The sequence below is a fragment of the Paracoccus sp. SY genome, assembly GCF_002901215.1.
GTDB lineage: Bacteria > Pseudomonadota > Alphaproteobacteria > Rhodobacterales > Rhodobacteraceae > Paracoccus > Paracoccus acridae.
The window spans coordinates 21,900-46,222 of sequence record NZ_NWMQ01000014.1; the positions used below are offsets into that span (position 1 = coordinate 21,900).

The 24,323-nt window shown below is 69.1% G+C and carries 30 protein-coding genes; 22 read left to right on the forward strand and 8 right to left on the reverse strand.

Annotation, left to right across the window (positions count from 1 at the left end):
• Nucleotides 1–123 precede the first annotated feature (123 nt).
• Complete coding sequence (locus CK944_RS12260; protein WP_103173350.1) at nucleotides 124–786, reverse strand: uroporphyrinogen-III synthase; 663 nt, start codon at nucleotides 784–786, stop codon at nucleotides 124–126.
• A gap of 65 nt (nucleotides 787–851) precedes the next feature.
• Here CK944_RS12260 and tsaD point away from each other — a divergent pair, with 65 nt between their 5' ends.
• The 9 genes from tsaD (at nucleotide 852) to truA (ending at nucleotide 8,036) form a co-directional block, all read left to right on the forward strand.
• Nucleotides 852–1,922, forward strand: coding sequence for a tRNA (adenosine(37)-N6)-threonylcarbamoyltransferase complex transferase subunit TsaD (gene tsaD / locus CK944_RS12265; RefSeq protein WP_103173351.1), 1,071 nt, complete (start codon nucleotides 852–854; stop codon nucleotides 1,920–1,922).
• The gene (locus tag CK944_RS12270; RefSeq protein ID WP_103173352.1) at nucleotides 1,919–2,860 is read left to right on the forward strand and encodes an NAD(P)H-dependent glycerol-3-phosphate dehydrogenase; all 942 of its coding nucleotides are present in this window, start codon (nucleotides 1,919–1,921) and stop codon (nucleotides 2,858–2,860) included. Before tsaD ends, CK944_RS12270 begins: the two co-directional genes overlap by 4 nt.
• Nucleotides 2,857–3,132, forward strand: coding sequence for a YciI family protein (locus CK944_RS12275; RefSeq protein ID WP_188715030.1), 276 nt, complete (start codon nucleotides 2,857–2,859; stop codon nucleotides 3,130–3,132). Before CK944_RS12270 ends, CK944_RS12275 begins: the two co-directional genes overlap by 4 nt.
• Nucleotides 3,132–3,545: an EVE domain-containing protein gene (locus CK944_RS12280; protein ID WP_103173354.1), complete on the forward strand. Its 414-nt coding sequence runs from the start codon at nucleotides 3,132–3,134 to the stop codon at nucleotides 3,543–3,545. Before CK944_RS12275 ends, CK944_RS12280 begins: the two co-directional genes overlap by 1 nt.
• Nucleotides 3,546–3,703: 158 nt before the next feature.
• Nucleotides 3,704–3,955: a DUF4170 domain-containing protein gene (locus tag CK944_RS12285; protein WP_103173355.1), complete on the forward strand. Its 252-nt coding sequence runs from the start codon at nucleotides 3,704–3,706 to the stop codon at nucleotides 3,953–3,955.
• A gap of 22 nt (nucleotides 3,956–3,977) precedes the next feature.
• Nucleotides 3,978–5,135, forward strand: a complete 1,158-nt coding sequence (locus tag CK944_RS12290) for a 3-deoxy-D-manno-octulosonic acid transferase (RefSeq protein ID WP_103173356.1) — start codon at nucleotides 3,978–3,980, stop codon at nucleotides 5,133–5,135.
• Entirely contained in the window at nucleotides 5,132–6,130 is a 999-nt protein-coding gene (gene lpxK / locus CK944_RS12295) for a tetraacyldisaccharide 4'-kinase (protein WP_103173357.1), read from the forward strand. Before CK944_RS12290 ends, lpxK begins: the two co-directional genes overlap by 4 nt.
• Before the next feature lie 156 nt (nucleotides 6,131–6,286).
• On the forward strand, nucleotides 6,287–7,249 hold the full coding sequence (locus CK944_RS12300; protein ID WP_103173358.1) for a 5-bromo-4-chloroindolyl phosphate hydrolysis family protein: 963 nt from the start codon (nucleotides 6,287–6,289) through the stop codon (nucleotides 7,247–7,249).
• Nucleotides 7,250–7,256: 7 nt separating this feature from the next.
• Nucleotides 7,257–8,036: a tRNA pseudouridine(38-40) synthase TruA gene (gene truA, locus CK944_RS12305; protein WP_103173359.1), complete on the forward strand. Its 780-nt coding sequence runs from the start codon at nucleotides 7,257–7,259 to the stop codon at nucleotides 8,034–8,036.
• 4 nt (nucleotides 8,037–8,040) lie between these two features.
• Here truA and CK944_RS12310 read toward each other — a convergent pair whose 3' ends face one another.
• Nucleotides 8,041–8,784, reverse strand: coding sequence for a sugar transferase (locus tag CK944_RS12310; RefSeq protein ID WP_239986060.1), 744 nt, complete (start codon nucleotides 8,782–8,784; stop codon nucleotides 8,041–8,043).
• Nucleotides 8,785–8,933: 149 nt separating this feature from the next.
• Between CK944_RS12310 and CK944_RS12315 the strand changes: the two genes are divergently transcribed.
• The 10 genes from CK944_RS12315 (at nucleotide 8,934) to CK944_RS12360 (ending at nucleotide 17,198) form a co-directional block, all read left to right on the forward strand.
• Nucleotides 8,934–9,389, forward strand: a complete 456-nt coding sequence (locus CK944_RS12315; RefSeq protein WP_103173419.1) for a universal stress protein — start codon at nucleotides 8,934–8,936, stop codon at nucleotides 9,387–9,389.
• A gap of 63 nt (nucleotides 9,390–9,452) precedes the next feature.
• Complete coding sequence (locus CK944_RS12320; protein ID WP_103173360.1) at nucleotides 9,453–10,010, forward strand: NifU family protein; 558 nt, start codon at nucleotides 9,453–9,455, stop codon at nucleotides 10,008–10,010.
• On the forward strand, nucleotides 10,003–10,590 hold the full coding sequence (gene tsaB, locus CK944_RS12325) for a tRNA (adenosine(37)-N6)-threonylcarbamoyltransferase complex dimerization subunit type 1 TsaB (protein WP_103173361.1): 588 nt from the start codon (nucleotides 10,003–10,005) through the stop codon (nucleotides 10,588–10,590). The genes CK944_RS12320 and tsaB overlap by 8 nt, the downstream gene beginning before the upstream one ends.
• Nucleotides 10,587–11,006: a GNAT family N-acetyltransferase gene (locus tag CK944_RS12330; RefSeq protein ID WP_103173362.1), complete on the forward strand. Its 420-nt coding sequence runs from the start codon at nucleotides 10,587–10,589 to the stop codon at nucleotides 11,004–11,006. The genes tsaB and CK944_RS12330 overlap by 4 nt, the downstream gene beginning before the upstream one ends.
• Nucleotides 11,007–11,087: 81 nt before the next feature.
• Nucleotides 11,088–12,071: a BMP family protein gene (locus tag CK944_RS12335; protein WP_103173363.1), complete on the forward strand. Its 984-nt coding sequence runs from the start codon at nucleotides 11,088–11,090 to the stop codon at nucleotides 12,069–12,071.
• A 10-nt stretch (nucleotides 12,072–12,081) separates the two neighbouring features.
• Nucleotides 12,082–13,680 carry an ABC transporter ATP-binding protein gene (locus CK944_RS12340; protein ID WP_103173420.1) on the forward strand — a complete coding sequence of 533 codons (1,599 nt, stop codon included), beginning with the start codon at nucleotides 12,082–12,084 and terminating at the stop codon, nucleotides 13,678–13,680.
• 75 nt (nucleotides 13,681–13,755) lie between these two features.
• Nucleotides 13,756–14,244, forward strand: a complete 489-nt coding sequence (locus CK944_RS12345) for a hypothetical protein (RefSeq protein WP_158247995.1) — start codon at nucleotides 13,756–13,758, stop codon at nucleotides 14,242–14,244.
• A gap of 5 nt (nucleotides 14,245–14,249) precedes the next feature.
• Nucleotides 14,250–15,344 (forward strand): ABC transporter permease, encoded by a 1,095-nt coding sequence (locus tag CK944_RS12350; RefSeq protein ID WP_103173365.1) that lies wholly within the window; start codon nucleotides 14,250–14,252, stop codon nucleotides 15,342–15,344.
• Nucleotides 15,344–16,396 carry an ABC transporter permease gene (locus CK944_RS12355; protein WP_103173366.1) on the forward strand — a complete coding sequence of 351 codons (1,053 nt, stop codon included), beginning with the start codon at nucleotides 15,344–15,346 and terminating at the stop codon, nucleotides 16,394–16,396. The genes CK944_RS12350 and CK944_RS12355 overlap by 1 nt, the downstream gene beginning before the upstream one ends.
• Complete coding sequence (locus CK944_RS12360; RefSeq protein ID WP_103173367.1) at nucleotides 16,380–17,198, forward strand: purine-nucleoside phosphorylase; 819 nt, start codon at nucleotides 16,380–16,382, stop codon at nucleotides 17,196–17,198. The genes CK944_RS12355 and CK944_RS12360 overlap by 17 nt, the downstream gene beginning before the upstream one ends.
• Here the strand turns inward: CK944_RS12360 and yghX are convergent.
• From yghX to CK944_RS12375, 3 genes are all read right to left on the reverse strand, one after another.
• Nucleotides 17,186–18,073, reverse strand: coding sequence for a YghX family hydrolase (gene yghX, locus CK944_RS12365; protein ID WP_103173368.1), 888 nt, complete (start codon nucleotides 18,071–18,073; stop codon nucleotides 17,186–17,188). The two genes, CK944_RS12360 and yghX, sit on opposite strands and share 13 nt — an antisense overlap.
• A gap of 84 nt (nucleotides 18,074–18,157) precedes the next feature.
• The gene (gene mnmH / locus CK944_RS12370; protein WP_103173369.1) at nucleotides 18,158–19,216 is read right to left on the reverse strand and encodes a tRNA 2-selenouridine(34) synthase MnmH; all 1,059 of its coding nucleotides are present in this window, start codon (nucleotides 19,214–19,216) and stop codon (nucleotides 18,158–18,160) included.
• Nucleotide 19,217: 1 nt separating this feature from the next.
• Nucleotides 19,218–19,778, reverse strand: a complete 561-nt coding sequence (locus tag CK944_RS12375) for a L,D-transpeptidase (RefSeq protein WP_103173370.1) — start codon at nucleotides 19,776–19,778, stop codon at nucleotides 19,218–19,220.
• Nucleotides 19,779–19,918: 140 nt separating this feature from the next.
• On the opposite strand from CK944_RS12375, the gene CK944_RS22900 reads away from it, so the two are divergent.
• Genes CK944_RS22900 through CK944_RS12385 form a run of 3 tightly spaced genes read left to right on the forward strand, consistent with a single transcriptional unit; the run spans nucleotide 19,919 to nucleotide 23,050 of the window.
• Entirely contained in the window at nucleotides 19,919–20,200 is a 282-nt protein-coding gene (locus CK944_RS22900; protein ID WP_146038652.1) for a hypothetical protein, read from the forward strand.
• On the forward strand, nucleotides 20,181–22,424 hold the full coding sequence (locus tag CK944_RS12380; protein WP_103173371.1) for a cation-translocating P-type ATPase: 2,244 nt from the start codon (nucleotides 20,181–20,183) through the stop codon (nucleotides 22,422–22,424). The genes CK944_RS22900 and CK944_RS12380 overlap by 20 nt, the downstream gene beginning before the upstream one ends.
• Entirely contained in the window at nucleotides 22,421–23,050 is a 630-nt protein-coding gene (locus CK944_RS12385; RefSeq protein WP_229665127.1) for an arylesterase, read from the forward strand. Before CK944_RS12380 ends, CK944_RS12385 begins: the two co-directional genes overlap by 4 nt.
• Here CK944_RS12385 and CK944_RS12390 read toward each other — a convergent pair.
• The 3 genes from CK944_RS12390 to rpmB form a co-directional block, all read right to left on the reverse strand.
• Nucleotides 23,047–23,502 carry a copper chaperone PCu(A)C gene (locus CK944_RS12390; RefSeq protein WP_103173372.1) on the reverse strand — a complete coding sequence of 152 codons (456 nt, stop codon included), beginning with the start codon at nucleotides 23,500–23,502 and terminating at the stop codon, nucleotides 23,047–23,049. The two genes, CK944_RS12385 and CK944_RS12390, sit on opposite strands and share 4 nt — an antisense overlap.
• 17 nt (nucleotides 23,503–23,519) lie before the next feature.
• Nucleotides 23,520–23,870, reverse strand: coding sequence for a hypothetical protein (locus CK944_RS12395; protein ID WP_146038653.1), 351 nt, complete (start codon nucleotides 23,868–23,870; stop codon nucleotides 23,520–23,522).
• A gap of 96 nt (nucleotides 23,871–23,966) precedes the next feature.
• Nucleotides 23,967–24,257 (reverse strand): 50S ribosomal protein L28, encoded by a 291-nt coding sequence (rpmB, locus tag CK944_RS12400; RefSeq protein ID WP_103173374.1) that lies wholly within the window; start codon nucleotides 24,255–24,257, stop codon nucleotides 23,967–23,969.
• Nucleotides 24,258–24,323 lie beyond the last annotated feature (66 nt).

Here is a 24,323-nt window from a genome sequence, read left to right on the forward strand (position 1 = left end):
GGGCTGGAGCTTCTGGTCTTGTTTGGCTTTTTCACGTCTTGTCCCCGTCTCGCGGCAGCAGCATAGCCGCGTCTGGCCCGCAGCCTAATGAGACCCGGGCCGCTTCTCAACCCGCCCTGCGCATCATTGTTCCGCCAAGGCCAGTCGGCGAATGGCCGCCACCATCGCCGCCGCCTCGGGCCGGTCGGCCACCTCGTGACCGGCGGAAGGCGCGTCCCATTGGGCCAAGGTTCCATGGCTGATCGCCACCGGCCACAGCGCAGCCCTTGCGCCCCGCGCGGCCTCCGAGGCAAGCCGGGCGCTGCGCGGCGAAAACAGCGGCAGCACCACGGGCGCGCGACCCGCCAGCAGCGCCCGCGCCCGGTCGGTCAAGGACAGGGCCTGCTGGTCATAGACGATCACCCCCGGCACCGGCAGGCGCTTGGCCAGGTGGCGGCCATGGGGATGGATCAGCGGCACGTCCGCCGCCTCGATCAGCGGGAAAAGGCCCTCGGCAAAGCCGTTGCCCTCGCGCACGTCGAACCCGGCCTCGCGCGCCACCTGCGCCGTGTGCGTGCCCACGCACAGCGCCAGCCGCCCGCGTCCCGGTCCTGCCGAAGGCACCGCATGGGCCGAGGTGAAGACCAGTCCCGGCGCCGCGTGCAAGGGCGCGCTGTCGTGATCCACGGCCCTGATTTCCTGCAGCGGAGAGATCACGGCGTCCCAGTCCGGCAGCATCGCCGCGAAACGCTGCGAATCTTGCAAGGGGCGTGTCAGCAGCAGGACAGGCCGCGCGGGACTGGACATTGGCAAACCCCATGACCGATGCTAGGGCCTAAGGCCTAAGCGTCATTCCCCCGCCCGGCAAGAGCATGGACGACACCCAGATTTTCCTTGGCATCGAGAGCAGTTGCGACGACACCGCCGCCGCCCTGGTGACGGGCGGCCGTCGGATCCTGTCCTCGGTGGTCCAGGGCCAGACGGCGCTTCATGCCGATTTCGGCGGCGTGGTGCCGGAAATCGCCGCCCGCGCCCATGCGGAACGGCTGGACCTGGCGGTGGAACAGGCGCTGTCCCAGGCTGGCGTCGCGTTGTCCGACGTCACGGCGGTCGCGGTCACAGCGGGGCCGGGGCTGATCGGCGGCGTCATGGCGGGCGTGATGTTCGCCAAGGGCATCGCTGCCGGGGCTGGCCTGCCGCTGGTGGGCGTGAACCATCTGGCGGGCCACGCCCTGACCCCGCGCCTGACGGACGGGATCGGCTTTCCCTATCTGATGCTGCTGGTGTCCGGCGGGCATTGCCAGTTCCTGCGCGTGGAGGGGCCCGAGGATTTCACCCGCCTTGGCGGCACCATCGACGACGCCCCGGGCGAGGCGTTCGACAAGCTGGCCAAGCTGCTGGCCCTGCCCCAACCGGGCGGACCTTCGGTCGAGGCCGAGGCCGCGACCGGCGATCCCGACCGCTTTGCCCTGCCGCGCCCGCTGCTGGACCGGCCGGGCTGCGACATGTCCTTCTCGGGGTTGAAGACCGCGGCCCTGCGCCTGCGCGACCAGTTGATCGCGGACCAGGGGGGATTGCGTCAGGGGGATCGGGCCGACCTTTGCGCCGCCTTCCAAGCTGCCGTGGCCGAGGTTCTGGCCGAAAAGTCCCGCCGCGCCCTGGCCGCGCATCCTGTCCCGGTGCTGGCCGTCGCGGGCGGCGTCGCCGCCAACCGCACCATCCGCGCAGCCCTTGAACGGGTCGCACAGGATGCAGGCGCCCGCTTCCTCGCCCCGCCCTTGGCGCTTTGCACCGACAATGGCGCGATGATCGCCTGGGCCGGGGCCGAGCGTTTCGCCCTGGGTCACCGCGACGGCATGGACCTGGCCGCCCGTCCCCGCTGGCCGCTGGACCGCAGCGCCGCGCCGATGCTGGGCGGCGGCAAGAAAGGGGCCAAGGCATGAGCATCGCGATCCTGGGCGCGGGCGCCTTTGGCACGGCGCTGGCGGTGGCGCTGTCGGCGAACGGCCCGGTGACGCTCTGGGCGCGGGACACAAGCTGGGGCCGCGACAATCCGCGCCTGCCGGGCGTGACGCTGCCGGACGCGATCCGCGTGACCGACGACCTGCCCATGGCGGCGCAATCGGGCACGCTGCTGCTGGCCCTGCCCGCGCAGGCGCTTGGCGGGTTTCTGTCCGATCATGCGGCGCTTCTGGACGGCAAGCACCTGGTCAGCACCGCCAAGGGCATCGACCTGCGCAAGCTGACCGGCCCATCCACCCTGCTGACGGAGGCCTGCCCTGCCGCCACGGTCGCCGTCCTGACCGGCCCGTCCTTCGCCGCCGATATCGCGCGCGGGCTGCCCACCGCCCTGACCCTGGCCTGCGCAGACGCAGCAGCGGGCAAGGCGCTGCAACACGACCTCTCCACGCCGGTTCTGCGGCTTTACCGCACCACGGACGTGACCGGCGCCGCACTGGGCGGGGCGCTGAAGAACGTCATCGCCATCGCGGCAGGCGTGGTCATCGGCGCGGGCCTGGGCGACAGCGCGCGGGCCGCCATCATCACCCGCGGCTTCGCCGAGATGACCCGCCTTTCCGCCCGGCTGGGCGCCCGCCCGGAAACGCTGACCGGGCTGTCGGGCCTGGGCGATCTGACGCTGACCTGCACCTCGGCGCAGTCGCGCAACTTCCGTTATGGCCAGGCGCTTGGCGCCCACCAGCCCTTCGACGCCGCCACCACCGTGGAAGGCGCGGCCACGGCTCGCGCCGTCGCCGCCCTGTCGCAGCGCATCGGCTGCGACATGCCCATCGCCGCCATGGTCGCGGCCCTTGCCGAAGGCCGGGTTTCCGTCGAAAACGCGGCCGAGATGCTGATGACCCGCCCCCTGAAGGAGGAATGATGCCCCTGTTCGCCGTGATCTGCCGGGACAAGCCCGGCGCCCTGCAAACCCGCCTCGACACGCGCGAGGCGCATCTGGGCTTCATCCGCGACAGCGGGATCGTGCGCATGGCCGGCCCCCTGATCGAGGATGGAGAGATGCGCGGATCGCTGCTGATCCTGGAAGCCGACGACCTGGCCGCCGCGCAGGACTGGGCCGCGAACGACCCCTACAAGGCGGCCGGGCTGTTTCACAGCGTCGATGTCATCGAATGGAAGAAGGTGATCGGCTGATGGCCTATTGGCTGTTCAAATCCGAACCCGATGTCTTCAGCTGGGACGACCTGGTTGCCAAGGGCGACGCGGGCGAGGAATGGGACGGGGTGCGCAACTATCAGGCCCGCAACTTCATGCGGGCCATGAAGGTTGGCGACCAGGGCCTGTTCTACCATTCCAACATCGGCAAGGAAGCCGTAGGCATCGTCGAGGTCATCGCCGAGGCCCATCCCGACAGCAAGGCGGACGATCCGAAATGGGAATGCGTGGACATCAAGGCCGTGAAGCCCCTGCCCCGGCCCCTTTCGCTGGATCAGGCCAAGCAGGAACCGGCGCTGAAGGACATGGTGCTGGTCAACAACTCGCGCCTGTCCGTCCAGCCGGTGGCGGAGGCGGAATGGGCGGCGATCCTGAAACTGTCGGGGCTGTGACGGCTGTTTCACCTTGGCCTGAATATCCCGGGGGGTCGTCGGTCGGTGCGCCATCGGTTCAAGAACCGGCCGGCGGCAGGCTGGCCCCCGGCTTGCCGCTTCAATCCACGGCGCCGCTGGTCTAAGGTCCGCGCCGAACCAACCAGGGGAAACCACCCATGAGCCAGCGTCTGCACCTTGTCTTCGGCGGCGAATTGATCGACCCGCAGGGCACCCAGTTCCGCAACACCGACGACATCCACATCGTCGGCATCTTCCCGAACTACCAGGCCGCCTATGACGCCTGGAAGGCCGAGGCGCAGCGGACCGTGGACAGCGCCCATACCCGCTATTTCATCGCCCATCTGCACCGTTTGCGGGACGAGGAAGCGGCCGCCAGCCCGACTGAGGAGCTGGACGTCAGGAACTGACCGGACGCCGGGGCGCGGGCGCATGTTCAGGGGAACCGGCATGGGCCAGCTTGGCCTTTGGTGGCAGCGTCGCCGGGTCGCGCCAGCCGACGCCCCCTTGCCGGAAATCCCGCAGGGTGCGGGCCCCCTGCTGCTGGTCCAGGTCGCCCTCGAAGCCCGTGCGGCATTCGCCCAGGTCCAGCGGCGCCTGATGCGCGGCAGGCCGGATCTGCGCATCCTGGACGCGGGCGATCCCGCACCCGCCGCGGCCGAGACGCTGATGCAGGCCGGTCCTGCCGCCCTGCTTCTGCTGGGGTCGGACCTGCCCGCCGCGCTGATCCAGGCGGCCGCCCGCCGCGACCTGCCCATCTTCCTGGCCGAAGGGCGCTTCGGGCCGGAAGACCTGGGCTGGGCGCTGCGGGCCAGCGCGCGCCGCGCCTTGCTGCGCCAGATGCGCGCGGTCCTTGTGACCGATCCGGCCAGCCATTCGGTCGTCCTGCGCATGGGCGTGGACCGCAGGCGCGCGACGATGACGGGGCCGGTCGCCGAAATCCGCGACCCCCTGCCCTGTTCCGAGGCCGAGCGCAGCACCCTGGCCCAGCTTCTGCGCGGCCGCCATGCCTGGCTTGCCGCATCCGTCCCCCCGGCCGAGGAACAGGCCGTGCTTGCCGCCCATCACGCGGCCCTTGCACAGTCGCACCGCGCCCTGCTGTTCATGGCCCCGCGCGACCCCGACCGCATTGACCCTCTGGCCGACGAGATCGAGGCCAGCGGCCTTGTCGTGGCGCGCCGGTCCATGGACGAGGATCCGACCGTCGAGGTCCAGGTCATGCTGACCGACGGCCCGACCGAGATGGGGCTGTGGTATCGCCTGGCGCCCGTCACCTATCTGGGGGGCACCCTGTCGGGCGATGACGCGGCCGCGCGCCACCCCTTCGAGCCCGCCGCCCTGGGATCGGCCATCGTTCACGGCCCCCATACGGAACGCCATGCGACCGAATGGCAGCAGCTTGGCGGCGCGGGCGCGGCGCGGCAGGTCAACTCGGCCGATGATCTGGCAGCCGCCATCGCCGAATTGTCCCAGCCGGATCTGATCGCCACGCTGGCCAGCAACGCCTGGACGGTCAGCACCGGCGGGGCGGATGTGACCATGCGGATCTGCGCGCCCGTCCTGGACGCCATCGGAAAGGCCAAGCCATGAAACGCGCACCCGCCTTCTGGTATCAAGACCCGCCGACCTTGGCTGCGCGCCTGCTGTCGCCCCTGGGTGCGGCCTATGCGCGTGCCACCGCCCGGCGGCTGGCGGGCGGCGCGCGGGCGCGGGTGGGCGTGCCGGTGATCTGCGTGGGCAACCTGAATGCGGGCGGCACCGGCAAGACCCCCACCGTCATCCACCTGCAACAGGCGCTGCAGGCACGCGGCATCGCCGCCCATGTCGTGTCGCGCGGCTATGGCGGCAGCGCGGATGGTCCCCTGCGGGTGATCGAATCCCGCCACGAGGCCGCCCTGACGGGGGACGAGCCGCTGCTGATGGCGGCCTTCGGGCCGGTCTGGGTGGCCAAGGACCGGCTGGCGGGCGCAGGGGCGGCCGTTGCAGACGGCGCGCAGGCAATCATCCTGGACGACGGCTTCCAGGACCCGGCCCTAGCCCATGACCTGTCGCTGGTGGTCGTCGATGCCGCCAAGGGCTTCGGGAATGGCTTGTGCATTCCCGCCGGACCGTTGCGCGAACCCGTCGCCGGCGGTCTTGCGCGCGCCGACCTGCTGCTGTCCATCGGCCCGACGGATGCGCAGGCGCGCTTTGCCGTGCCCCCGAACGCACCCCCGAACGCCCCCCCGCATCTGCGCGGGCATCTGGCGCCCCTGCCGATGGGCATGGACTGGCAGGGCCATCGCGTCCTGGCCTTTGCGGGCATCGGCCACCCCGAAAAGTTCTTCGCCACGCTGACCGCGCTTGGCGCCGATCTGGTCCGGGCCGAGGCGCTGGAGGATCACCAGCCCTTCACCCCCGCCCTTCTGACGCGGCTGGAAACGGAATCGCGGCTGCTGGGCGCACAGCTTGTCACCACCGAAAAGGACGCGGCCCGCCTGCCCCGGTCCTTCCGGTCCAGGGTGATGACCCTGCCGGTGCGGCTGGCCATCGCGGATCCGGCGCCCCTGGACCAGGCGCTCGACCGGTTGTTTCCGCGCCCCTGATCTTTGCAATCGGGCGCACAATCCCGATATAGGGCGGGACGGGCCAGCGCGGCCCCAGGGAAAGGACAGGAATGTCGCAGAAGGCCATTCAGCGGCTCAGCTTCTATCTGCTGGTTCTGGTGACGCTTTATGCGTCCTTCGGGGCGGGGTAAGGGCATGGCGAAACGCTTTGGCGGGCGCCATTCGCCCGGCCTCGGACCGCAGGACGGCAACCGCAATCCCGTGCCCGCGGCGCCGATCCGGCATCCGCTGGCCGGGCGCCCCAAATACGTCACCTTCGCGGCCCTGCCCTTTCTGTTCGGCGCCTTCTTCCAGGAACCGGCGGGTATGGCCGGCAGCCTTGCGGCCTTCGGCGTGATCGCTAGCGCCATGTGGATGACCGGCGAAGGCCTGGCCGCCGAGGCCGCCTATCAGGTGCGCCGCGTCGCCCGGCGCCCCGCCATTCCGCGCAAGCTGTTCGGCAGCGTCATGACCGGACTTGGCCTGGGCCTGGGCATGGCCGAACCAGGCAGCCTGGCCGGGGCGGGCGTCGTCGGCGCGACCGGCATGGTGCTGCACTGGCTGGCCTTCGGCGCGGATCCCATGCGCGACAAGGGCATGTCGGGGTCCGAGGGTTTCCAGGGGGAACGCGCCCAGAAGATGATCGAGGACGCCGAGGCGCATCTGGCCCAGATGCGCGATGCGATCCGCCGCCTGAATGACCGCTGGCTGGAGGCGCGCGTGGACCGCTTCGCCGGGACGGTCGGCGACCTGTTCGACCGGGTGCGCAGCAATCCGGGCGATCTGTCCGCCGCCCGCCGCTATCTGGGCGTCTATCTGATGGGGGCCCGCGACGCGACGGTGAAGTTCGCGGACCTGTATCGCCAGACGAATGATCCGGCGACGCGGCTGTCCTACGAGACCTTCCTGGACGACCTGGAAAAGGACTTCAGCGCCAAGTCCCGCCGCCTGCTTGAAGGGGGAAAGACCGACCTGGAGATCGAGATCTCGGTCCTGCGGGAACGGTTGGCGCGCGAAGGCGTGCGGGCCAGCGAACCTGCGGCCCTTGACGCGCCGCAGACGGAAACCGCGCGATTTCTCGACGGGTTGCTGACCCCCGACCGGGACAAGGCGCGCTGATCCTCCGATGCCGCGTTTTGCGTTGAAGATCGAATACGACGGGCGTCCCTTTGCCGGATGGCAGGCGCAGGCCGACCAACCCTCGGTCCAGACCGCCGTCGAAGCCGCCCTTGCCCGTCTGGACGCCGGCTTCGCGGCAGGCGCGCGGATCGCGGCGGCGGGGCGCACGGATGCGGGCGTTCATGCCACCGCCCAGGTCGCCCATGCCGACCTGGCGCGCGACTGGGATCCTTTCCGGCTGGCCGAGGCGCTGAATTTCCACCTGAAGCCCGCCCCCGTCGCGGTCCTGGCGGCGACCCGCACGCCCGACGATTTCCATGCCCGCTTCTCAGCCGTCGAACGGCGCTATCTGTTCCGCCTGCAGGCCCGCCGCGCCCCAGCCACGCATGATCGCGGCCTGGCCTGGCAGGTGCTGAACCCGCTGGACGCGGATGCCATGCGCCAAGGGGCGGCCCATCTGGTGGGGCGGCACGATTTCACGACCTTCCGATCCTCGATCTGCCAAGCGGCCAGCCCGGTGAAGACCCTGGACGAGATCCGCATCGACGAGGTCGAGATCCCCCATGGGCGCGAATACCGTTTCCACCTGCGGGCGCGGTCCTTCCTGCACAACCAGGTCCGGTCCATCGTCGGAACCCTGGAACGGGTCGGCGCGGGATCCTGGTCGCCGGACCGCGTGGCCGACGCCTTGGCCGCCCGCGACCGCGCGGCTTGCGGACCGGTCTGCCCGCCGCATGGCCTTTATCTGTGCGGGGTCGGCTATCCGAAGGATCCGTTCGCGGCCTAGTGGGCTAGGATCGGCCCCGGCGGCGCGGGCGCTCGTCCCTGGAGGTCAGGACGATCTTCAGCGTGTTCCACATGATCCACAGGTCCAGCCGGATATCGCGGTGGCGCTGATAGATCAGGTCGATCTTCAGCTTCGCGGGCAGGCAGCGGCGGTAATAGGCAAGCTCGGTCGCCTCGGCGCTTGTGCAGCGGGCCAGGATGCGATCCTCGTGCCGGTGATAGATCAGGGTGGCAAGGCCCGTCACGCCGGGGCGGCTTTTCAGCACCTGCGAATAGACCGCCGGGAAGCGCTCGACATATTCGCGCAAGGGCGGCCGGGGGCCCACAAAGCTCATGTCGCCCTTGAGGATGTTGAACAGTTGCGGCAATTCGTCGATGCGGGTGCGCCGCAGGAAATGGCCCAGCGGGGTGATTCGCCAGTGCTTGTGCGCGCCAGTGGCACCGAAATCCTCGTTCTCGGGGATCATGGTGCGGAACTTCAGCTGCCGGAAGGGCTGGCCGGGCGCCCGCATCCGTTCGGCCGAATAGAAGACGGGCCGGCCCTGCTTGATCAGCATCAGGACGGCCACAACCCCCATCACGATCGACAGCGGCACCAAGAGGATAAGGGCCAGCATGACATCGAACAGCCGTTTGCGGCGGGGCGAGGGCTTGCCGGTCTGGGACTGCCCATCGACCACGAACCAGGACATCTTCGGCGCAGCGAGCCGCGCCGAACCGGTCTTGTCCCAGTCATGGTGGATCGTCACGATGCCTGCCCTGCAACAATTAACTCTTTTCTGCCGGTAGCATACGACGGCACATATGGAAACCGCCCCCCGGGGCAATCCGCCGAATGACTTGCGCGACCATGGCAAAGGGGTCACTGTCTGCCCAAAGCGGCAATGCAAAGGCGATGATGCGGAAATTTCTTGTGATGCTGGACGACAGTCGGGAATGCCTGAACGCGATGCGTTTCGCGGCCATGCGGGCATCCAATTCCGGCGGCGCGGTGACGGTGCTTGCGGTCGTCCCCCCAAACGAGATCCAGCATGGCTTCGGCGTGGCCGAGGTGATGCGCGCCGAAGCCTATGAACGGATCGAGGCGCATTTCGAGGTTTTCGCCAAGTGGATGAGAATGCGTCCGAAAGTCGAACCGGAACTGGTCATCCGCGAGGGCGATCCGGCCGAACAGCTGCTGGCCTATCTGCACGAGGACCCCGAGGTCGGCATCGTCGCCATGGGGATGGGATCGGACCGGTCGGCCCAGAATCCGGTGCTGACGCGGCTGTTGCGCGACACCGCATCCCTGCCCTGTCCCATCACCATCGTTCCCGCCGACATATCCAAGGAACGGCTGGAGGCGATCACCTGATGCCGCCCGCTTGACCCGCAGGCCCCGCATCGCCATATCCCGTGCAAAGGAGCCTTGGCCAAAATGTTCATCCAGACCGAAACCACACCGAACCCTGCGACGTTGAAGTTCCTTCCCGGCGAAATCGTCCTGGAAAGCGGCACCGCCGACTTCCCCGACATGCAGGCCGGCGCGAAATCCCCCCTGGCGCGGCGCATCTTTGCCGTGGACGGCGTGACGGGCGTTTTCCTGGGCCGCGACTTCGTGACCGTGACAAAGGCCGACGACCACCCCTGGGATCACCTCAAGCCGTCGATCCTGGGCGCGATCATGGAGCATTTCCAGTCCGGCGCCCCCGCCATCGAAGGCGTGGCGGAACAGTCGGGCCATGCCAGCCATGACGGCCCCGATACCGAGATCGTCACCCAGATCAAGGAATTGCTGGACACCCGCGTCCGCCCGGCAGTGGCCCAGGACGGCGGCGACATCACCTTCCACGGCTTCGACCGGGGCATTGTCTATCTGCACATGCAGGGGGCCTGCGCGGGCTGCCCGTCGTCCACCCTGACGCTGAAGATGGGGATCGAGAACCTGCTGCGTCATTACATCCCCGAGGTGGTCGAGGTCCGGCCCGTTGCCTGACCCCATTGCCCTGGGCTTCGACACGTCGGCCGCGCATTGCGCGGCCGCTTTGCTGCGGGGCGACCGCGTGCTGGGCCAGGCCGCCGAGGAGATGACCAAGGGCCAGGCCGAACGGCTGTTTCCGCTGCTTGAAGGGCTTCTGGCCGATGCCGGGCTGTCCTGGCGCGACCTGGACGTGATCGGCGTGGGGATCGGGCCGGGCAATTTCACCGGCATCCGCATCGCCGTCGCGGCGGCGCGCGGGCTGGCACTGTCGCTGGGCATCCCGGCGGTCGGCGTCACGGCGACCGAAGCCGCCGCCTTCGGCTTGCCCCGCCCCTGCCGGGTGGTGCTGCCGCTGCGCGCGGGCCAGGTCGTCTGGCAGGATTTTGGCGGACCGGACTCCAGCCCCCGACAGGCCCAGGCCGACATGCTGCCGCCCGGCCCTGCACCCTTGATCGCCCCGATCCCGCCCGCGGTGGCGATCGCCCGCATTGCCCTGGAACGCCGCACAGGTCCCGGCCCGCGTCCCGCGCCGCTGTATCTGCGGCCCGCGGATGCCGCGCCGGCCCGCGACCCGGCCCCGCTGATCCTGCCGTGACCCCCGACGGGCTTGCCGCCCTGCACAGCCGCTGCTTCCTTCATCCCCGTCCATGGAGCGGCGCGGAATTCGCCGATCTGCTGGACAGCCCCCATGTCTTCCTGCTGACCCGGCCCAAGGGCTTCCTGCTGGGGCGCGCGGTCGCGGACGAAGCCGAACTGCTGACGCTGGCCGTCGCCCCCGAGGCCCGCCGCCAGGGGATCGCCCGCGATCTGGCGGCGGAATTTGCCGCGACGTCACAAGCCCGCGGCGCCACCCGCGCCTTCCTTGAGGTCGCGGCCGACAATGCCCCTGCGCAGGCGCTCTATCATGCCGCAGGCTGGAGGGAATCCGGGCGCAGACGGCGCTACTATGGCCCGGAACTGGACGCGATCGTGATGACCCTGGCCCTGGCGCCCGCCCAACAAGGCGGTTGACCGGCCGCAGTCGATACGCCCTAATCAGGCCATCTCGCAGGCGGCTTGAATCGCCTGCAAACAACAGGATGAGGTTTCCTTATGTCCCTGACGAAATCGCTGCTTGCGGGCGTGGCGCTGACGGCCCTGACGGGCACCGCAGCCCTGGCGGAACCGGCGCTGATCTTCGACCTTGGCGGCAAGTTCGACAAGTCCTTCAACGAAGCCGCCTTCAACGGCGCGCAACGCTGGGCCGAGGAAACCGGGGGCACCTACAAGGAACTGGAAATGCAGTCCGAGGCGCAGCGCGAACAGGCGCTTCGCCGCCTGGCCGAAACGGGCGCCAATCCCATCGTCATGACCGGCTTCGCCTTTGGCGACGTGCTGAACCAGGTGGCCCCGGACTATCCCGACACCCAGTTCGCCATCATCGACATGGTGGTGGAACAGCCCAACGTCCAGTCGATCGTCTTTACCGAGGAACAGGGCAGCTATCTGGCCGGGATCATGGCGGCGCAGGCGTCGAAATCCGGTACCGTGGGCTTCATCGGCGGCATGGACATCCCGCTGATCCACAAGTTCGAATGCGGCTTTGCCCAGGGCTTCAAGGCCGCCAAGCCCGACGGCCGCGTGCTGATCAACTATACCGGCACGACGCCCGCTGCCTGGAACGACCCGGTCAAGGGCGGAGAGCTTGCCAAGGCCCAGATCAGCCAGGGCGCCGACGTGATCTATGCAGCGGCCGGCGGCACGGGCATCGGCGTGCTGCAGGCGGCGGCGGACGGCGGCATCCTGTCGGTCGGGGTGGACAGCAACCAGAACCACCTGCATCCCGGCAAGGTGCTGACCTCGATGGTCAAGCGTGTGGACAATGCGGTCTATGACACCTTCACCAACGGCGTGGAACCGGGCGTCAAGGTCATGGACCTGAAGGCCGAGGGCGTGGACGTGGCCATCGACGACAACAACAAGCCCCTGGTGACCCCCGAGATGCAGGCCGCCGTGGACGAAGCCCGCGCCAAGATCGCCAGCGGGGAAATCACGGTCCACGACTACATGACCGACAACGCCTGCCCGGTCCAGTAACGTGGCGGCCATGACGCAGGCACAGGGGCGGCTGGAAACGGCCGCCCCTGCGGCGATTGAGTTGCGCGCCATCTCCAAGGCCTTCGGCCCCGTGCAGGCCAACCGCGACATCCACCTGCGTGTCGAACGCGGCACGATCCACGGCATCATCGGCGAAAACGGCGCGGGCAAGTCCACGCTGATGTCGATCCTTTACGGCTTCTACAAGCCCGACGCGGGCGAGATCCTGGTGGGCGGGCGGCCCCTGACCATCGCCGACAGCCAGACCGCGATCCGCGCGGGCATCGGCATGGTCTTCCAGCACTTCAAGCTGGTCCAGAACTTCACCGTGCTGGAAAACATCATCCTGGGGGCCGAGGACGGCCGCCTGCTGCGCCCGTCGCTGTCCAAGGCGCGCGGCGTGTTGCGGCGTCTGGCCCAGGAATACGAACTGAACGTCGATCCCGACGAAGTTGTCGAAAACCTGTCGGTCGGCCACCAGCAGCGGGTCGAGATCCTCAAGGCGCTGTATCGCCAGGCCGACATCCTGATCCTGGACGAACCCACGGGCGTGCTGACCCCGGCCGAGGCCGACCACCTGTTCCGCATCCTGGAAGGCCTGCGGGCCGAGGGCAAGACGATCATCCTGATCACCCACAAGCTGCGCGAGATCATGGAGATCACCGACACCGTCTCTGTCATGCGCCGGGGCGAGATGGTGGCATCCGTCAGGACCGCCGAAACCAGCCCCGAGCAGCTTGCCGAGTTGATGGTGGGGCGCAAGGTCCTGCTGAACGTGCAGAAGACCCCCGCCACCCCCGGCAAGCCCATCCTGGAGATCCGTGGCCTGCGCATGGCGGATGCGGCGGGCGTGGAACGGCTGCGCGGCATCGACCTGACCATCCGCGCGGGCGAGATCCTGGGCATCGCGGGCGTGTCGGGCAACGGCCAGACGCAGCTTCTGGAAATCCTTGGCGGTTATCCCGAAAAGGGCAGCACGCTTTCGGGCGAGATCCGCATGAACGGCGTGCCTTTGCCCGTGGCGGGCGCGGCCTGCAACGCCGCCGAACGCCGCCGCCAGGGACTGGGCCACATCCCCGAGGATCGCCAGGCCGAGGGGCTGATCATGGATTTCGCGGCTTGGGAGAACGTGGCCTTCGGATACCATGACGCACCGGAATACGGGCGCGGCCCGCTGATGGACCGCGACGCCATCCGCCGCGACGCCGAAGGCAAGATCGCCCGCTTCGACGTCCGCCCGCCCAGCTGCGACCTGGCCGCGCGCAACTTTTCCGGCGGCAACCAGCAGAAGATCGTCGTCGCCCGAGAGATCGAGCGCAACCCCGACCTGCTGCTGATCGGCCAGCCGACGCGCGGCGTGGACATCGGCGCGATCGAATTCATCCACAAGCGCATCGTGGAGTTGCGCGACGCGGGCAAGGCGATCCTGCTGGTGTCCGTGGAACTGGACGAGATCATGTCGCTGTCCGACCGCATCGCGGTGATGTTCGACGGCCGCATCATGGGTGAACGCCTGCCGGGCGACACCACGACCGGCGATCTGGGCCTGCTGATGGCAGGCGTGGACGCCGCCCCCCAGACCCAAGACCCTCCTTCCCGGGAACCCTGAATGACGCCTGCCCGAATTGCCTGCCTTGTTTCCCTTGCCCTGGCTGCCGGATGCAGCAGCGGCGCCATGCCCCGGATGCCCAAGATGGACATCTGGCCCGACGGCGATGCCCCCGACCGCCTGGTCATGGCCGCCGAGGCGCGCGCCCAGACCCGCGCCCGCAATCCCGACGGAAGTTGGGCGGTGGCCGATCCGGTCCGGGAATCGGATTACGAGAACGACTTCGCGGCCAATTGCGTGACCGCCGCGCAGGGCACCGCCTGCGCCGACCACGCCCCGGTCCAGATGCCTGCCGGCGCCGCAACCGCGCCCCAGGTCACGGGCCGCGTGGCCATCGCCTTCGCCACCCTTTCCGACGGCAGCCGCTGCACCGGCGAGGCGCGCCAAGGCGCCACCCGGGCCGAGGAGAACCTGCTGGCCGTGCGCGGCTTTCCCGGCGCGGGCGGCGCGGTTCCCCGTGCCCGCAGCCTGGCGCGCATGGCGGGCAATGGCGATGCGATCACCTGGGACCAGATCGCCGATCCGCGCGCCTTCCTGGCGCTGTGTTCCGGCATGAAAGGCTGAAGCCGATGGAAAAGATGCCGAAATGGGCCGATGTGTTGCTGACACCGCTGATCTCGCTGGTGCTGGCGATGGCGATTTCGGCGCTTGTGATCCTGGCCATCGGCGAAAGCCCGTGGGAGGCGCTGACCACGATGATCGACGGCGCGCTGGGGTCCAGCTATGGCTGGGGCTTCACGCTGTATTATGCGACGAACTTCATCTTCACCGGGCTTGCGGTGATGGTCGCCTATCACGCCAGCCTGTTCAACATCGGCGGCGAGGGTCAGGCGGCGATGGGGGGCCTGGGCGTGGCCCTGGTTCTGCTGTCGCTGCCCCTGCCGCATTGGGCGTTGGCCCTGCCCGCCGCCATGATCGGCGCGGCCCTGTTCGGCGCGGCCTGGGCGCTGATCCCCGCTTGGCTTCAGGCCAGGCGCGGCAGCCATATCGTCATCACCACGATCATGTTCAACTTCATCGCGGCCGCCGCGCTGAACTATATCCTGGTGAACCTGCTGCGCCCGGTGGGCAGCATGGACCCGGCCTCGGCCCGCTTTCCGAACGAAACCCACCTGCCCAAGCTGTCCGACATGGCGCTGTCGCTGGGCGTCGAATGGGGCAAGAACACCCCCGTCAACATCAGCTTCTTCGTCGCCGTCATCGCCTGCGTCCTGGTCTGGCTGCTGATCTGGCGCAGCCGCCTGGGCTTCGAGATCCGGGCCTTCGGCAAGTCCGAACCGGCGGCCCTTTACGCGGGCATCAACCCCGTCCGCATCACCGTCATCGCCATGCTGATTTCCGGCGGGCTGGCGGGCATGATGGCCATCAACAACGTGATGGGAGAGGCCGAGCGCCTGGTCCTGAACGCGGTCGAGGGCGCGGGCTTCATCGGCATCGCGGTGGCCCTGATGGGCCGAAACCACCCGCTGGGCGTGTTCCTGGCCGCGCTGCTGTTCGGGTTCCTGTATCAGGGCGGGGGTGAGCTTGCGCTCTGGACCTCGATCCCGCGCGAACTGATCATCGTGATCCAAGCGCTTGTGATCCTGTTCACGGGCGCCCTGGACAACATGGTGCGGGTGCCGCTGGAACGGATGTTCATGGCGATGCGGAAAAGGGGCGCGTGATGGATCTGAACACCGTCCTGCAAATCCTGGACAGCGCGGTGCGGCTGATGACGCCGCTGCTGCTGGCCTGCCTCGCCGGGCTTTATTCGGAACGCGCGGGCGTCTTCGACATCGGGCTGGAAGGCAAGATGCTGATGGCGGCGTTCAGCGCCGCCACCGTGGCCGCGCTGACCGGCAATGTCTGGCTGGGTGCCATGGCGGGCCTTCTGGGCGCGCTGATGCTGTCGGCGGTCCACGGCATCGCCTCGATCACCTTCCGGGGCAACCAGCTGATCTCGGGGGTGGCGATCAACTTCCTGGCCTCGGGCCTGACGGTGCTGCTGGGCCAGAAGATCTTCGGCCTTGGCGGGCGGACCCCCAGCCTGACGCCGGGGGCCGAGCTTGAGGCGCAGGTCGGTCCGTTCCGCGCCTGGCTGTCGGGGATCATGGGACCGGACACGGCGGGTTGGCTGACCACGACCCCGCGCATGACCGGGATCACCCTGCCCTTCGCCGAGACCTTGGGCAACGTCCCCGTCATCGGCCCGCTTTATGCCGAGGTGATCTCGGGCCATACGATTCTGGTCTATGTGGCCTTCCTGATGGTGCCGCTGACATGGTGGGTGCTGTATCGCACGCGCTTCGGCCTGCGACTGCGGGCGGTGGGGGAAAACCCCGCCTCGGTCGATACGGCGGGCGTGTCGGTGACGCGGCTGCGCTTTGCCGCCGTGGCGATCGCCGGGCTGCTTTGCGGGCTGGCGGGGGCCTATCTTGCCACCGGGCTGTCGGCGGGCTTCGTCAAGGAAATGACCGCGGGGCGCGGCTTCATCGCGCTTGCCGCGCTGATCTTCGCCAAGTGGCGGCCCTGGGGAGCGCTTGGGGCGACCTTCCTGTTCGGCCTGCTGGAGGCCGTCGCGAACCGCTATCCGAACCTGGACCTGGGCGTGATCACGGTGCCGTCGATGTTCATGAACGCCCTGCCCTATATCCTGACCGTGATCATCCTGGCGGGCTTCGTGGGCCGCGCCATCCCGCCCCGCGCCGGAGGAGAGCCCTATGTCAAAGAGCGTTGAGCTTGCCCGCCTGATCCGCGACCGCGCGGGCGACCAGCCGCCGGAATACGGGCTTATCCTGGGATCGGGCCTGGGGCATCTGTCGGGGACTGTGGATGGCGTGGCGATCCCCTATGACGACCTGCCGGGTTTTCCCCATGCGGGGGTGTCGGGCCATGTGCCGCAACTGGTGATCGGGCAGTTGGAAGGCCGCCGCGTCGCGGTCTTCGGCGGGCGGTCGCATTATTATGAATCCGGGCGGGCCGATGCGATGCGCCTGCCGCTGGAGGTGCTGGCCGCGCTCGGCTGCGACCGGCTGATCCTGACCAATGCCGCCGGGTCCCTGCGGCCCGACATCCCGCCGGGCGGGCTGATGCTGCTTGGCGACCACATCGCCTTTGCAGGAACCAACCCCCTGATCGGAGAGCCGACCGACGCCCGCTTTGTCCCCATGACCGATGCCCATGACGGGGCCATGCGCGCGGCCCTGTCGGCCGCCGCCGAAGCCGAGGGGATCGACCTGCCCGAGGGCGTCTATTGCTGGTTTTCCGGCCCCAGCTTCGAGACGCCGGCCGAGATCCGCGCCGCGCGGATCCTGGGCGCCGATGCCGTCGGCATGTCCACCGTGCCGGAAATCATCCTGGCCCGGTTCCTGGGCATGCGCTGCGCCGCCATTTCGGTCATCACCAACATGGGCGCGGGCCTGTCGGACGAATCCATCAGCCACGACCACACCAAGGCCATGGCCCCCCTGGGCGCCGCCAAGCTGGAACGGATATTGCGCCGTTTCCTGGGGGAAGCGCCCGCCGTTCAGGCGAGATAGCGCGCGAACCAGTCCAGCGTCCGCTGCCAGGCAAGTTCCGCGGCCGCCTGGTCATAGCGCGGCGTCGAATCATTGTGGAAGCCGTGGTTCACGCCGGGATAGACATGCGCCTCGAACACCTTGCCATGCTCGCGCAGCGCGGCCTCGTAGGCGGGCCAGCCTTCGTTGATGCGCTCGTCCAGTTCGGCAAAGTGCAGAAGCAGCGGCACCTGGATCTTCGGCACGTCCTCGACGGGCGCCTGACGTCCATAGAACGGGACCGAGGCGGCCAGTTCCGGGTAAGCCACCGCCAGGGCGTTGCAGACACCCCCGCCATAGCAGAAGCCGACCGCGCCGACCTTTCCCGTCGAATCCTCGTGCCCGACCAGGTGTTCGGCAGCGGCGAAGAAATCGTTCATCAGCTTTTCGGGGTCGACCTGGGCCTGAAGCGCGCGGCCTTCCTCGTCATTGCCGGGATAGCCGCCGACCGATGACAGCCCGTCCGGCGCCAGGGCCAGATACCCGGCCTTGGCCAGCCGCCGCGCCACATCCTCGATGTAAGGGTTCAGGCCGCGGTTTTCGTGGATGACCAGCACGGCGGGCCAGGGACCGTCCCCGCCCGTGGGCCGCACCATGTAGCCGCGCACCTCTCCATGACCCTGGGGCGAGGGATAGGTCACATAGTCCGCAAGGATGGCGGGATCGTTGAAGCTGACCTGCTGGGCCAGGGCATAGTTCGGCCGCAGCATGTTCAGCAGCGCAAGCGCGGTGACGCCGCCCACGGCGAACTTGCCCGCCCGGTCTAGGAATTCGCGCTTGGTGATCCGCCCATGGGCATAGAAGTCGTAAAGCTCCAGCAATTCCTGCGGGAAATCCTTGGCGGTCATCCGGCTCATCGCATCCTCCTGGTGGGTTCGGCGCAAGCTTAATGCGGGATGGATCGAGGGCCGGATCACAAGACCGCGACACTGCCGGCACCTTCAGCGGATCGGAGCCATCTGGACCAGGGTTTCTTCCAGCCGTGCCGCCGCGCTGTCCAGATCATGCAGGTCATCCAGCGTGGCGACGGCCCTTTCCTGCGCCGCATAGCGCAGGCGGTGCTTTAGGTAGCGCGGATCGTAATGGTCGCAAAGCAGCCCCTGCGCCAGGCCGCGCCAGTCGCGGGCGGCAATGGCGGCCTGCCATGCCTCAATACGTTCGGCCGGATGCAGGGGGGACAGCGCGGCCACGATCGCCTCGATCCGCGCGGGGTCGTCCACCATGTCCTCATAGGCGGCTGCGGTATAGGCGGCGCGGGCGGCGACCGGGACGTCCAGCCGCAGCCGGGGGGCTGCGCAGATGGCCTGCCACATGGACTTGGGCACCGTCAGGCGGCCGATGCGGCTGCTTTCGGCCTCGACCAGAACGGGGCGGGCGGGATCCAGGGCCTCCAGCGCCAGGGCCAGCCGCCCCTCGAACAGCTTCTGGCCGGGCTGGCCTTCGGGGTGGCCGCCGAACAGGCTGCCGCGATGGTTGGCAAGCCCTTCCAGGTCGATCACCTGCCAGCCGCGCGCGGCCAGCCGCAGCAGGATCGCGGTCTTGGCGCTGCCGGTGTTGCCGTCCAGGACGATCACGGGGGCGGGGACGGGCCGGTTCTGCACCCGGTCCACGACAAGGCCGCGCCAGGCCTTGTATCCGCCTTCGATCCGGTCCACGCGCCAGCCGATCTGCGACAGGATGGTGGCGAAGCTGCCCGACCGCTGCCCGCCGCGCCAGCAATAGACAAGCCCCCGCCAGCTTCCGTCCCGATCCGCCAGCGGCCCCGCGATATGGCGCGCGGCATTGGCCGCCACCAGGGCGCCGCCGATCTTGCGGGCGTCGAAGGGGGACACCTGCTTGTAGATCGTGCCGACCCTTGCCCGCTCGGCATCGTCCAGCACGGGCAGGTTGATCGCGCCGGGCAGGTGATCCTCGGCATATTCGGCGGGCGAACGGACGTCGATGATGTCGTCGAACCCCGCCAAGGCAGGGTCCGCAACCTGTGTCAGTCGCAGCGTCACGTCAATAGACGTAGACCGGCGCCCCGATCGGAACCTGGTCGTACAGCGCCATCACCGCCTCGTTGCGCATGCGCAGGCAGCCGTTCGACACCGCCCGGCCGATGGAATTCGGCTCGGTCGTGCCGTGGATGCGGATCGCGGTGTCCTGGCCCTTGTCGTTGTAGAGATACAGGGCCCGTGCCCCCAGCGGGTTCTGCGGGCCGCCGGGCATGCCGTTGGCCCATTTCGCGTATTGCTGGGGCTTGCGCTTGATCATGTCGGGCGTGGGCGTCCAGGACGGCCATTCGACCTTGCGGCCTACGGTCGCGCGGCCCTTCCAGACCAGTTCGGCCGTGCCCACGGCCACGCCGTAACGCACCGCCCGGCCCGGCGCGATGACGTGGTACAGGAAGAAGTCCTTGCTGACCACGACGATGCTGCCGACCTCGAAATCCTCGCGGATGGCGACCTCGGTCGGGGCATAGGGGTCGCGCGCTGCCTCCTGCGAGAAGGCCAGCGAGGGGGCGAAATAGGCGGCGGCCATCAGCGGCACGGCCAGCGACATCAGCTCACGGCGGTTCATGGTGATCCTGTGGGTCTCGTGTTCTTCTGCTCTGAAACGCAAGTAACAAGGGATTGGTGCCACTGGCAACTCACGTCGGCGTATCGGACGGGGAAAAACGGGCCTTGACCCCGGACCCTGCCGGCCACATCTGAAGATCCATGGCCGATCACCTGCGCCCTTGCCGTCATTCCCGGCGTCGCCCCCTGCGGCGGCCCGCGCATCTGTGCCGGGGCCGGGGCGACCGGGCCTGCCGCTGCCACCAGGATGCGCGCCCGGCCGTGGCCCGCCCCCTCTGCGCGCCGCGCCGTGACCCGCGTGCCCTGATCGCCGCGCAGTTTCCCTGGTGGGCGCCCCTGCGGCCGCAGGCGCCGCCCCGTTTCCTGAACCCGTCCCTTGGCACGCATTCAGGAAACACGCATCATGACCGTTCAATCATCTGACCTGCCCGTTCCGGGCGACCTGGTCACCACCCGCCTGTCCGTCGAGGGGATGAGTTGCGCCGCCTGTTCGGGCCGCGTCGCCCGTGCCCTGTCGGCCCGTCCCGGCGTCGCGGACGCGCAGGTCAACCTGCTGGCGGGCACCGCAAGCATCCGCCACGCTCCCACCCTGTCGCCCGCCGACCTGGCCGGGGTCGTGACCAAGCTGGGCTATCCGGCAACCGTTCCCCAAGACGTAGCGCCTGTCGCTAGGACCGACGAGGCCGCGACCCTGAAGCGCGCCTTCCTGACGGCGCTTGTCCTGACCCTGCCGGTCTTCGCGGCGGAAATGGGCGGCCATCTGGTTCTGGCCTTTCACCACTGGCTGCACGCACAAGTCGGCACCGCGCCGCTGAACTGGATGCAGATGATCCTGACTGCGCTTGTCCTGGCCGGTCCGGGGCGGCGGTTCTTCACCACCGGCATTCCCGCCCTGCTGCGCGGCGCGCCCGAGATGAACAGCCTTGTCGCGCTTGGATCCGGGGCGGCGTTCCTGTTCTCGGCCGTGGTGGTGCTGTTGCCGGGCCTGATCCCGCCCGCATCCCGGCACGTCTATTTCGAGGCTGCGGCGGTCATCGTCACCCTGATCCTGATGGGCCGCTGGCTTGAGGCCCGCGCCAAGGGCCAGGCCGGGGCCGCGATCCGCGCGCTGATCGAACTGGCCCCGGATCGCGCCACCATCCTGCGCGACGGCAGGCCCGTCCCCGTGGCGGTCGCCGATCTGTGGCCGGGCGACCTGGTGCTGCTGGCGCCCGGCGAACGGGTGGCCGTCGATGGCGTCGTCACCGAAGGCCGGGGCCATATCGACGAATCCATGCTGACGGGCGAACCCCTGCCCGTCGAGAAATCCCCCGGCGATCCGGTGACGGGCGGCACGGTGAACGGCACCGCCGCGCTGACCTATCGCGTCACGGCCACGGGCGCTGAAACCACGCTGTCGCGCATCGTCGCCATGGTCGAAGGCGCCCAGAACGCCCGCCTCCCCGTGCAGGCCCTGGTGGATCGCATCACCCGCGTCTTCGTGCCCGTGGTGATCGGGCTGGCGGCGCTGACCTTCGCGCTGTGGCTGGCCTTCGGTCCCGACCTGGCTCATGCGGTCGTTGCTGGGGTTGCCGTGCTGATCATCGCCTGCCCCTGCGCGATGGGGCTGGCCGTGCCGGTGTCCATCATGGTCGGCACCGGGCGCGGCGCGCAGCTGGGCGTGCTGTTCCGGCGGGGCGAGGCCCTGCAGCGCCTGTCGAACGCCCGGCTGATCGCCTTCGACAAGACCGGCACGCTGACGCGCGGGCGCCCGGAACTGGTCGCAATCCAGACCGACGGCATCGCCGAGGACGAAGCCCTGCGCCTTGCCGCCGCCGCCGAGGCGCGGTCCGAACACCCCCTGGGCGCGGCCATCGTCGCGGGCGCGGCCGCACGCGGGCTGGACCTGCCCCCGGCGGCCGATGTCCAAGCCACGGCCGGGCGCGGCCTGTCGGGCATGGTCGAGGGGCGCCGGTTGCTGATCGGCAACCTGCCTGCCCTGTCGGATGCCGGGATCGTCCCTGCCCCGGCCCTGTGCATGGCGGCCGAGGAAGCCGCCGCGCAAGGCGCGACCCCGGTCCACCTGGCCGTCGATGGCCGCCACGTCGCCAGCTTCGCCCTGGCCGATCCGGTCCGCGACACCGCACCCGGCATGATCGCCGCCCTGCACGGCATGGGGCTGAGGACGGCGATGCTGTCCGGCGACGTTCCCGCCACCGCAAGCGCCGTGGCGCGGCGGCTGGGGATCGACGACGTGCAGGCAAGCCTGATGCCCGGCGACAAGCTGGAGGCGATCCGCGCCATGGGGGCCGGGTCGGTCTTCGTGGGCGACGGGATCAACGACGCCCCGGCGCTTGCGGCTGCGGAAACCGGCATCGCCATCGGCTCTGGGACCAGCATCGCCATCGAATCGGCGGATCTGGTGCTGATGTCCGGCGATCTGACGGGGGTGCCGCGCGCCATCCGCCTGTCGCGGGCGGTGATGCGCAACATCCGGCAGAACCTGTTCTGGGCCTTCGCCTATAACACCGCGCTGATCCCCGTCGCCATGGGCGTGCTGGTGCCCTTCGGCGGGCCGCAGCTGTCGCCCATGCTGGGGGCCGGGGCCATGGCGCTGTCCTCGGTCTGCGTGGTGGGCAATGCCCTGCGCCTGCGGGGCGTGCGGTGATCGGGCGGCGGGGCGTCCTTGCCGGGGCGGGCGCGATGGCCCTGGCCGGGGCGGCCCCGCCGCGACCGCGCGTGCTGGCCTTCGGGGACAGCCTGTTCGCGGGCTATGGCCTGGCGCGGGGACAGGGGATGGTGCCCCAGTTGCAGGCCTGGCTTGACCGTGACGGAACGCCCGCGACGATCATCCCGGCCGCCTTGTCGGGGGACACGACCTATGGCGGGCGGATGCGCATCGGATTTTCGCTGCGCCGCCACCGCCCCGATGCGGTCATCGTGGAACTTGGCGGCAACGACATGCTGTTGGGCTGGTCCGCCGCGCGGGCCGAGGCGAACCTGGACGCGATCCTGACCCAGGCCGGGGCGGGCGGGCGCCCCCTGCTGCTGGTCGGCCTGAACCCCATTCCGGGCGAAGTCGGCTGGAGACAGGCTTGGCACGCGATCTGGCCACGCCTGGCCGACCGTCACGGCGCGGTGCTGCTGCCCAGCCTGTACGCCCCGCTTGCCGCCCTGCCGAAGGCTCGGCATCGCGACTATCTTTTGGCAGATGGCATCCATCCGAACGCGGCAGGCATCCGGTTGATGGCCGCCGCGCTTGGCCCGAAGGTCCGGCAGATGCTGAGGGGCTAGTGGCCCTTATGGCCGCCGTGGCCTTCCTCGGCGCGGTCGTTGTCCAAAGCGGCCTCGATGGGCCGGGTGCCGCAGTCACCGAAGTCCAGCGTCAGCGCGACGGTTTCGCCCTGGGCCAGGGGCTTGGTCAGCCCCATCAGCATCACATGGTCGCCGCCCCGCGCAAGGGCATGTTCGGTCCCTGCCGGGATGGCGATGCCGCCTTCCACCTTTTGCATCTTCATCACGCCGTCCACCTCGGCATGGGTGTGCAATTCGACCATTTCGGCCGCATCCGACGACACGCCCGTCAGGCGGCAGTCGGTGGCCCCGTGGTTTTCCACCACCATGAAGGCGGCGGCGGTCTTGGGATTGGTGCTGCGCACATAGGCGTCGCGGATCGTCAGCCCCTCATCGGCAAGTGCGGCTGCGGGGGAAAGGACCGCCAGGGCGGCCAGGGTCATGCGGATCATCTGTGTTGTCCTTCGTGTCAAACGGTTGTGGTTGCGGAAAACCGTGACACAGGGGGATCGCGCGCCGCAGGCCGAGGGGATTGCTGGTCCCGCAGGGGCAAGGCCGACAAGGACCGCGCAAGCGCACCGGGACTGCGCATGATCGGCCCATCCAGGGGCGCATCCGGCACTGCGGCCAGCAGCGCCAAGGCCATGTCGGGGCAGATCTGCGCGGACCGGGGCGCATCCGGGTGATCCACGACCACCACGCCATGCCCCGTGCAAAGCACGACCCGTTCGGCGCGGACGACTGTGCCGCGCGCCGCGCCAAGACCGATGCCGGTCAGGGCAAGGCACAGAATCAGCGCAAGATGGACCGGGTGTCGCATGGCAGGACCATCAGCCAAGAGGCGGGCGAAGGCAACCGACATGCAAAAGCCCCGCCGTGGAAACGACGGGGCATAATGCCGCAGTCAGTGGCCTGATCAGGCCTGGGGCGCGTCGGCCTTGGCGATCTCGCGCTTGATCTTCAGAGCGCGGTCCGACAGTTCGGCATCCTTCGCCTTGGCCAGGAAGGCGTCCAGGCCACCCCGGTGATCGACCGAACGCAGCGCCGCGGCCGAGATGCGCAGCGAATAGCTGCGGCCGAGGGCATCGGACATCAACGTGACCTCGTTCAGGTTCGGCAGGAACCGGCGACGGGTCTTGTTGTTGGCGTGGCTGACATTGTTGCCGGTCATCGGGCCTTTGCCGGTCAGTTCGCAGACGCGCGACATGGTGTTGATCCTTCGTCTTTGCTATGCGGGCGGTCCCGGCGGGGGGTTCCGGCCCAAAGTGAAAGG

What these genes read in the sequence shown, in the direction of transcription:
- CK944_RS12260 (WP_103173350.1), bottom strand. Translation starts at nt 786, where the DNA reads ATGTCCAGTCCCGCGCGGCCTGTCCTGCTGCTGACACGCCCCTTGCAA.
- tsaD (WP_103173351.1), top strand. Translation starts at nt 852, where the DNA reads ATGGACGACACCCAGATTTTCCTTGGCATCGAGAGCAGTTGCGACGAC.
- CK944_RS12270 (WP_103173352.1), top strand. Translation starts at nt 1,919, where the DNA reads ATGAGCATCGCGATCCTGGGCGCGGGCGCCTTTGGCACGGCGCTGGCG.
- CK944_RS12275 (WP_188715030.1), top strand. Translation starts at nt 2,857, where the DNA reads ATGATGCCCCTGTTCGCCGTGATCTGCCGGGACAAGCCCGGCGCCCTG.
- CK944_RS12280 (WP_103173354.1), top strand. Translation starts at nt 3,132, where the DNA reads ATGGCCTATTGGCTGTTCAAATCCGAACCCGATGTCTTCAGCTGGGAC.
- CK944_RS12285 (WP_103173355.1), top strand. Translation starts at nt 3,704, where the DNA reads ATGAGCCAGCGTCTGCACCTTGTCTTCGGCGGCGAATTGATCGACCCG.
- CK944_RS12290 (WP_103173356.1), top strand. Translation starts at nt 3,978, where the DNA reads ATGTTCAGGGGAACCGGCATGGGCCAGCTTGGCCTTTGGTGGCAGCGT.
- lpxK (WP_103173357.1), top strand. Translation starts at nt 5,132, where the DNA reads ATGAAACGCGCACCCGCCTTCTGGTATCAAGACCCGCCGACCTTGGCT.
- CK944_RS12300 (WP_103173358.1), top strand. Translation starts at nt 6,287, where the DNA reads ATGGCGAAACGCTTTGGCGGGCGCCATTCGCCCGGCCTCGGACCGCAG.
- truA (WP_103173359.1), top strand. Translation starts at nt 7,257, where the DNA reads ATGCCGCGTTTTGCGTTGAAGATCGAATACGACGGGCGTCCCTTTGCC.
- CK944_RS12315 (WP_103173419.1), top strand. Translation starts at nt 8,934, where the DNA reads ATGCGGAAATTTCTTGTGATGCTGGACGACAGTCGGGAATGCCTGAAC.
- CK944_RS12320 (WP_103173360.1), top strand. Translation starts at nt 9,453, where the DNA reads ATGTTCATCCAGACCGAAACCACACCGAACCCTGCGACGTTGAAGTTC.
- CK944_RS12335 (WP_103173363.1), top strand. Translation starts at nt 11,088, where the DNA reads ATGTCCCTGACGAAATCGCTGCTTGCGGGCGTGGCGCTGACGGCCCTG.
- CK944_RS12340 (WP_103173420.1), top strand. Translation starts at nt 12,082, where the DNA reads ATGACGCAGGCACAGGGGCGGCTGGAAACGGCCGCCCCTGCGGCGATT.
- CK944_RS12345 (WP_158247995.1), top strand. Translation starts at nt 13,756, where the DNA reads ATGCCCAAGATGGACATCTGGCCCGACGGCGATGCCCCCGACCGCCTG.
- CK944_RS12350 (WP_103173365.1), top strand. Translation starts at nt 14,250, where the DNA reads ATGGAAAAGATGCCGAAATGGGCCGATGTGTTGCTGACACCGCTGATC.
- CK944_RS12355 (WP_103173366.1), top strand. Translation starts at nt 15,344, where the DNA reads ATGGATCTGAACACCGTCCTGCAAATCCTGGACAGCGCGGTGCGGCTG.
- CK944_RS12360 (WP_103173367.1), top strand. Translation starts at nt 16,380, where the DNA reads ATGTCAAAGAGCGTTGAGCTTGCCCGCCTGATCCGCGACCGCGCGGGC.
- yghX (WP_103173368.1), bottom strand. Translation starts at nt 18,073, where the DNA reads ATGAGCCGGATGACCGCCAAGGATTTCCCGCAGGAATTGCTGGAGCTT.
- CK944_RS12375 (WP_103173370.1), bottom strand. Translation starts at nt 19,778, where the DNA reads ATGAACCGCCGTGAGCTGATGTCGCTGGCCGTGCCGCTGATGGCCGCC.
- CK944_RS22900 (WP_146038652.1), top strand. Translation starts at nt 19,919, where the DNA reads ATGGCCGATCACCTGCGCCCTTGCCGTCATTCCCGGCGTCGCCCCCTG.
- CK944_RS12380 (WP_103173371.1), top strand. Translation starts at nt 20,181, where the DNA reads ATGACCGTTCAATCATCTGACCTGCCCGTTCCGGGCGACCTGGTCACC.
- CK944_RS12390 (WP_103173372.1), bottom strand. Translation starts at nt 23,502, where the DNA reads ATGATCCGCATGACCCTGGCCGCCCTGGCGGTCCTTTCCCCCGCAGCC.
- CK944_RS12395 (WP_146038653.1), bottom strand. Translation starts at nt 23,870, where the DNA reads ATGCGACACCCGGTCCATCTTGCGCTGATTCTGTGCCTTGCCCTGACC.
- rpmB (WP_103173374.1), bottom strand. Translation starts at nt 24,257, where the DNA reads ATGTCGCGCGTCTGCGAACTGACCGGCAAAGGCCCGATGACCGGCAAC.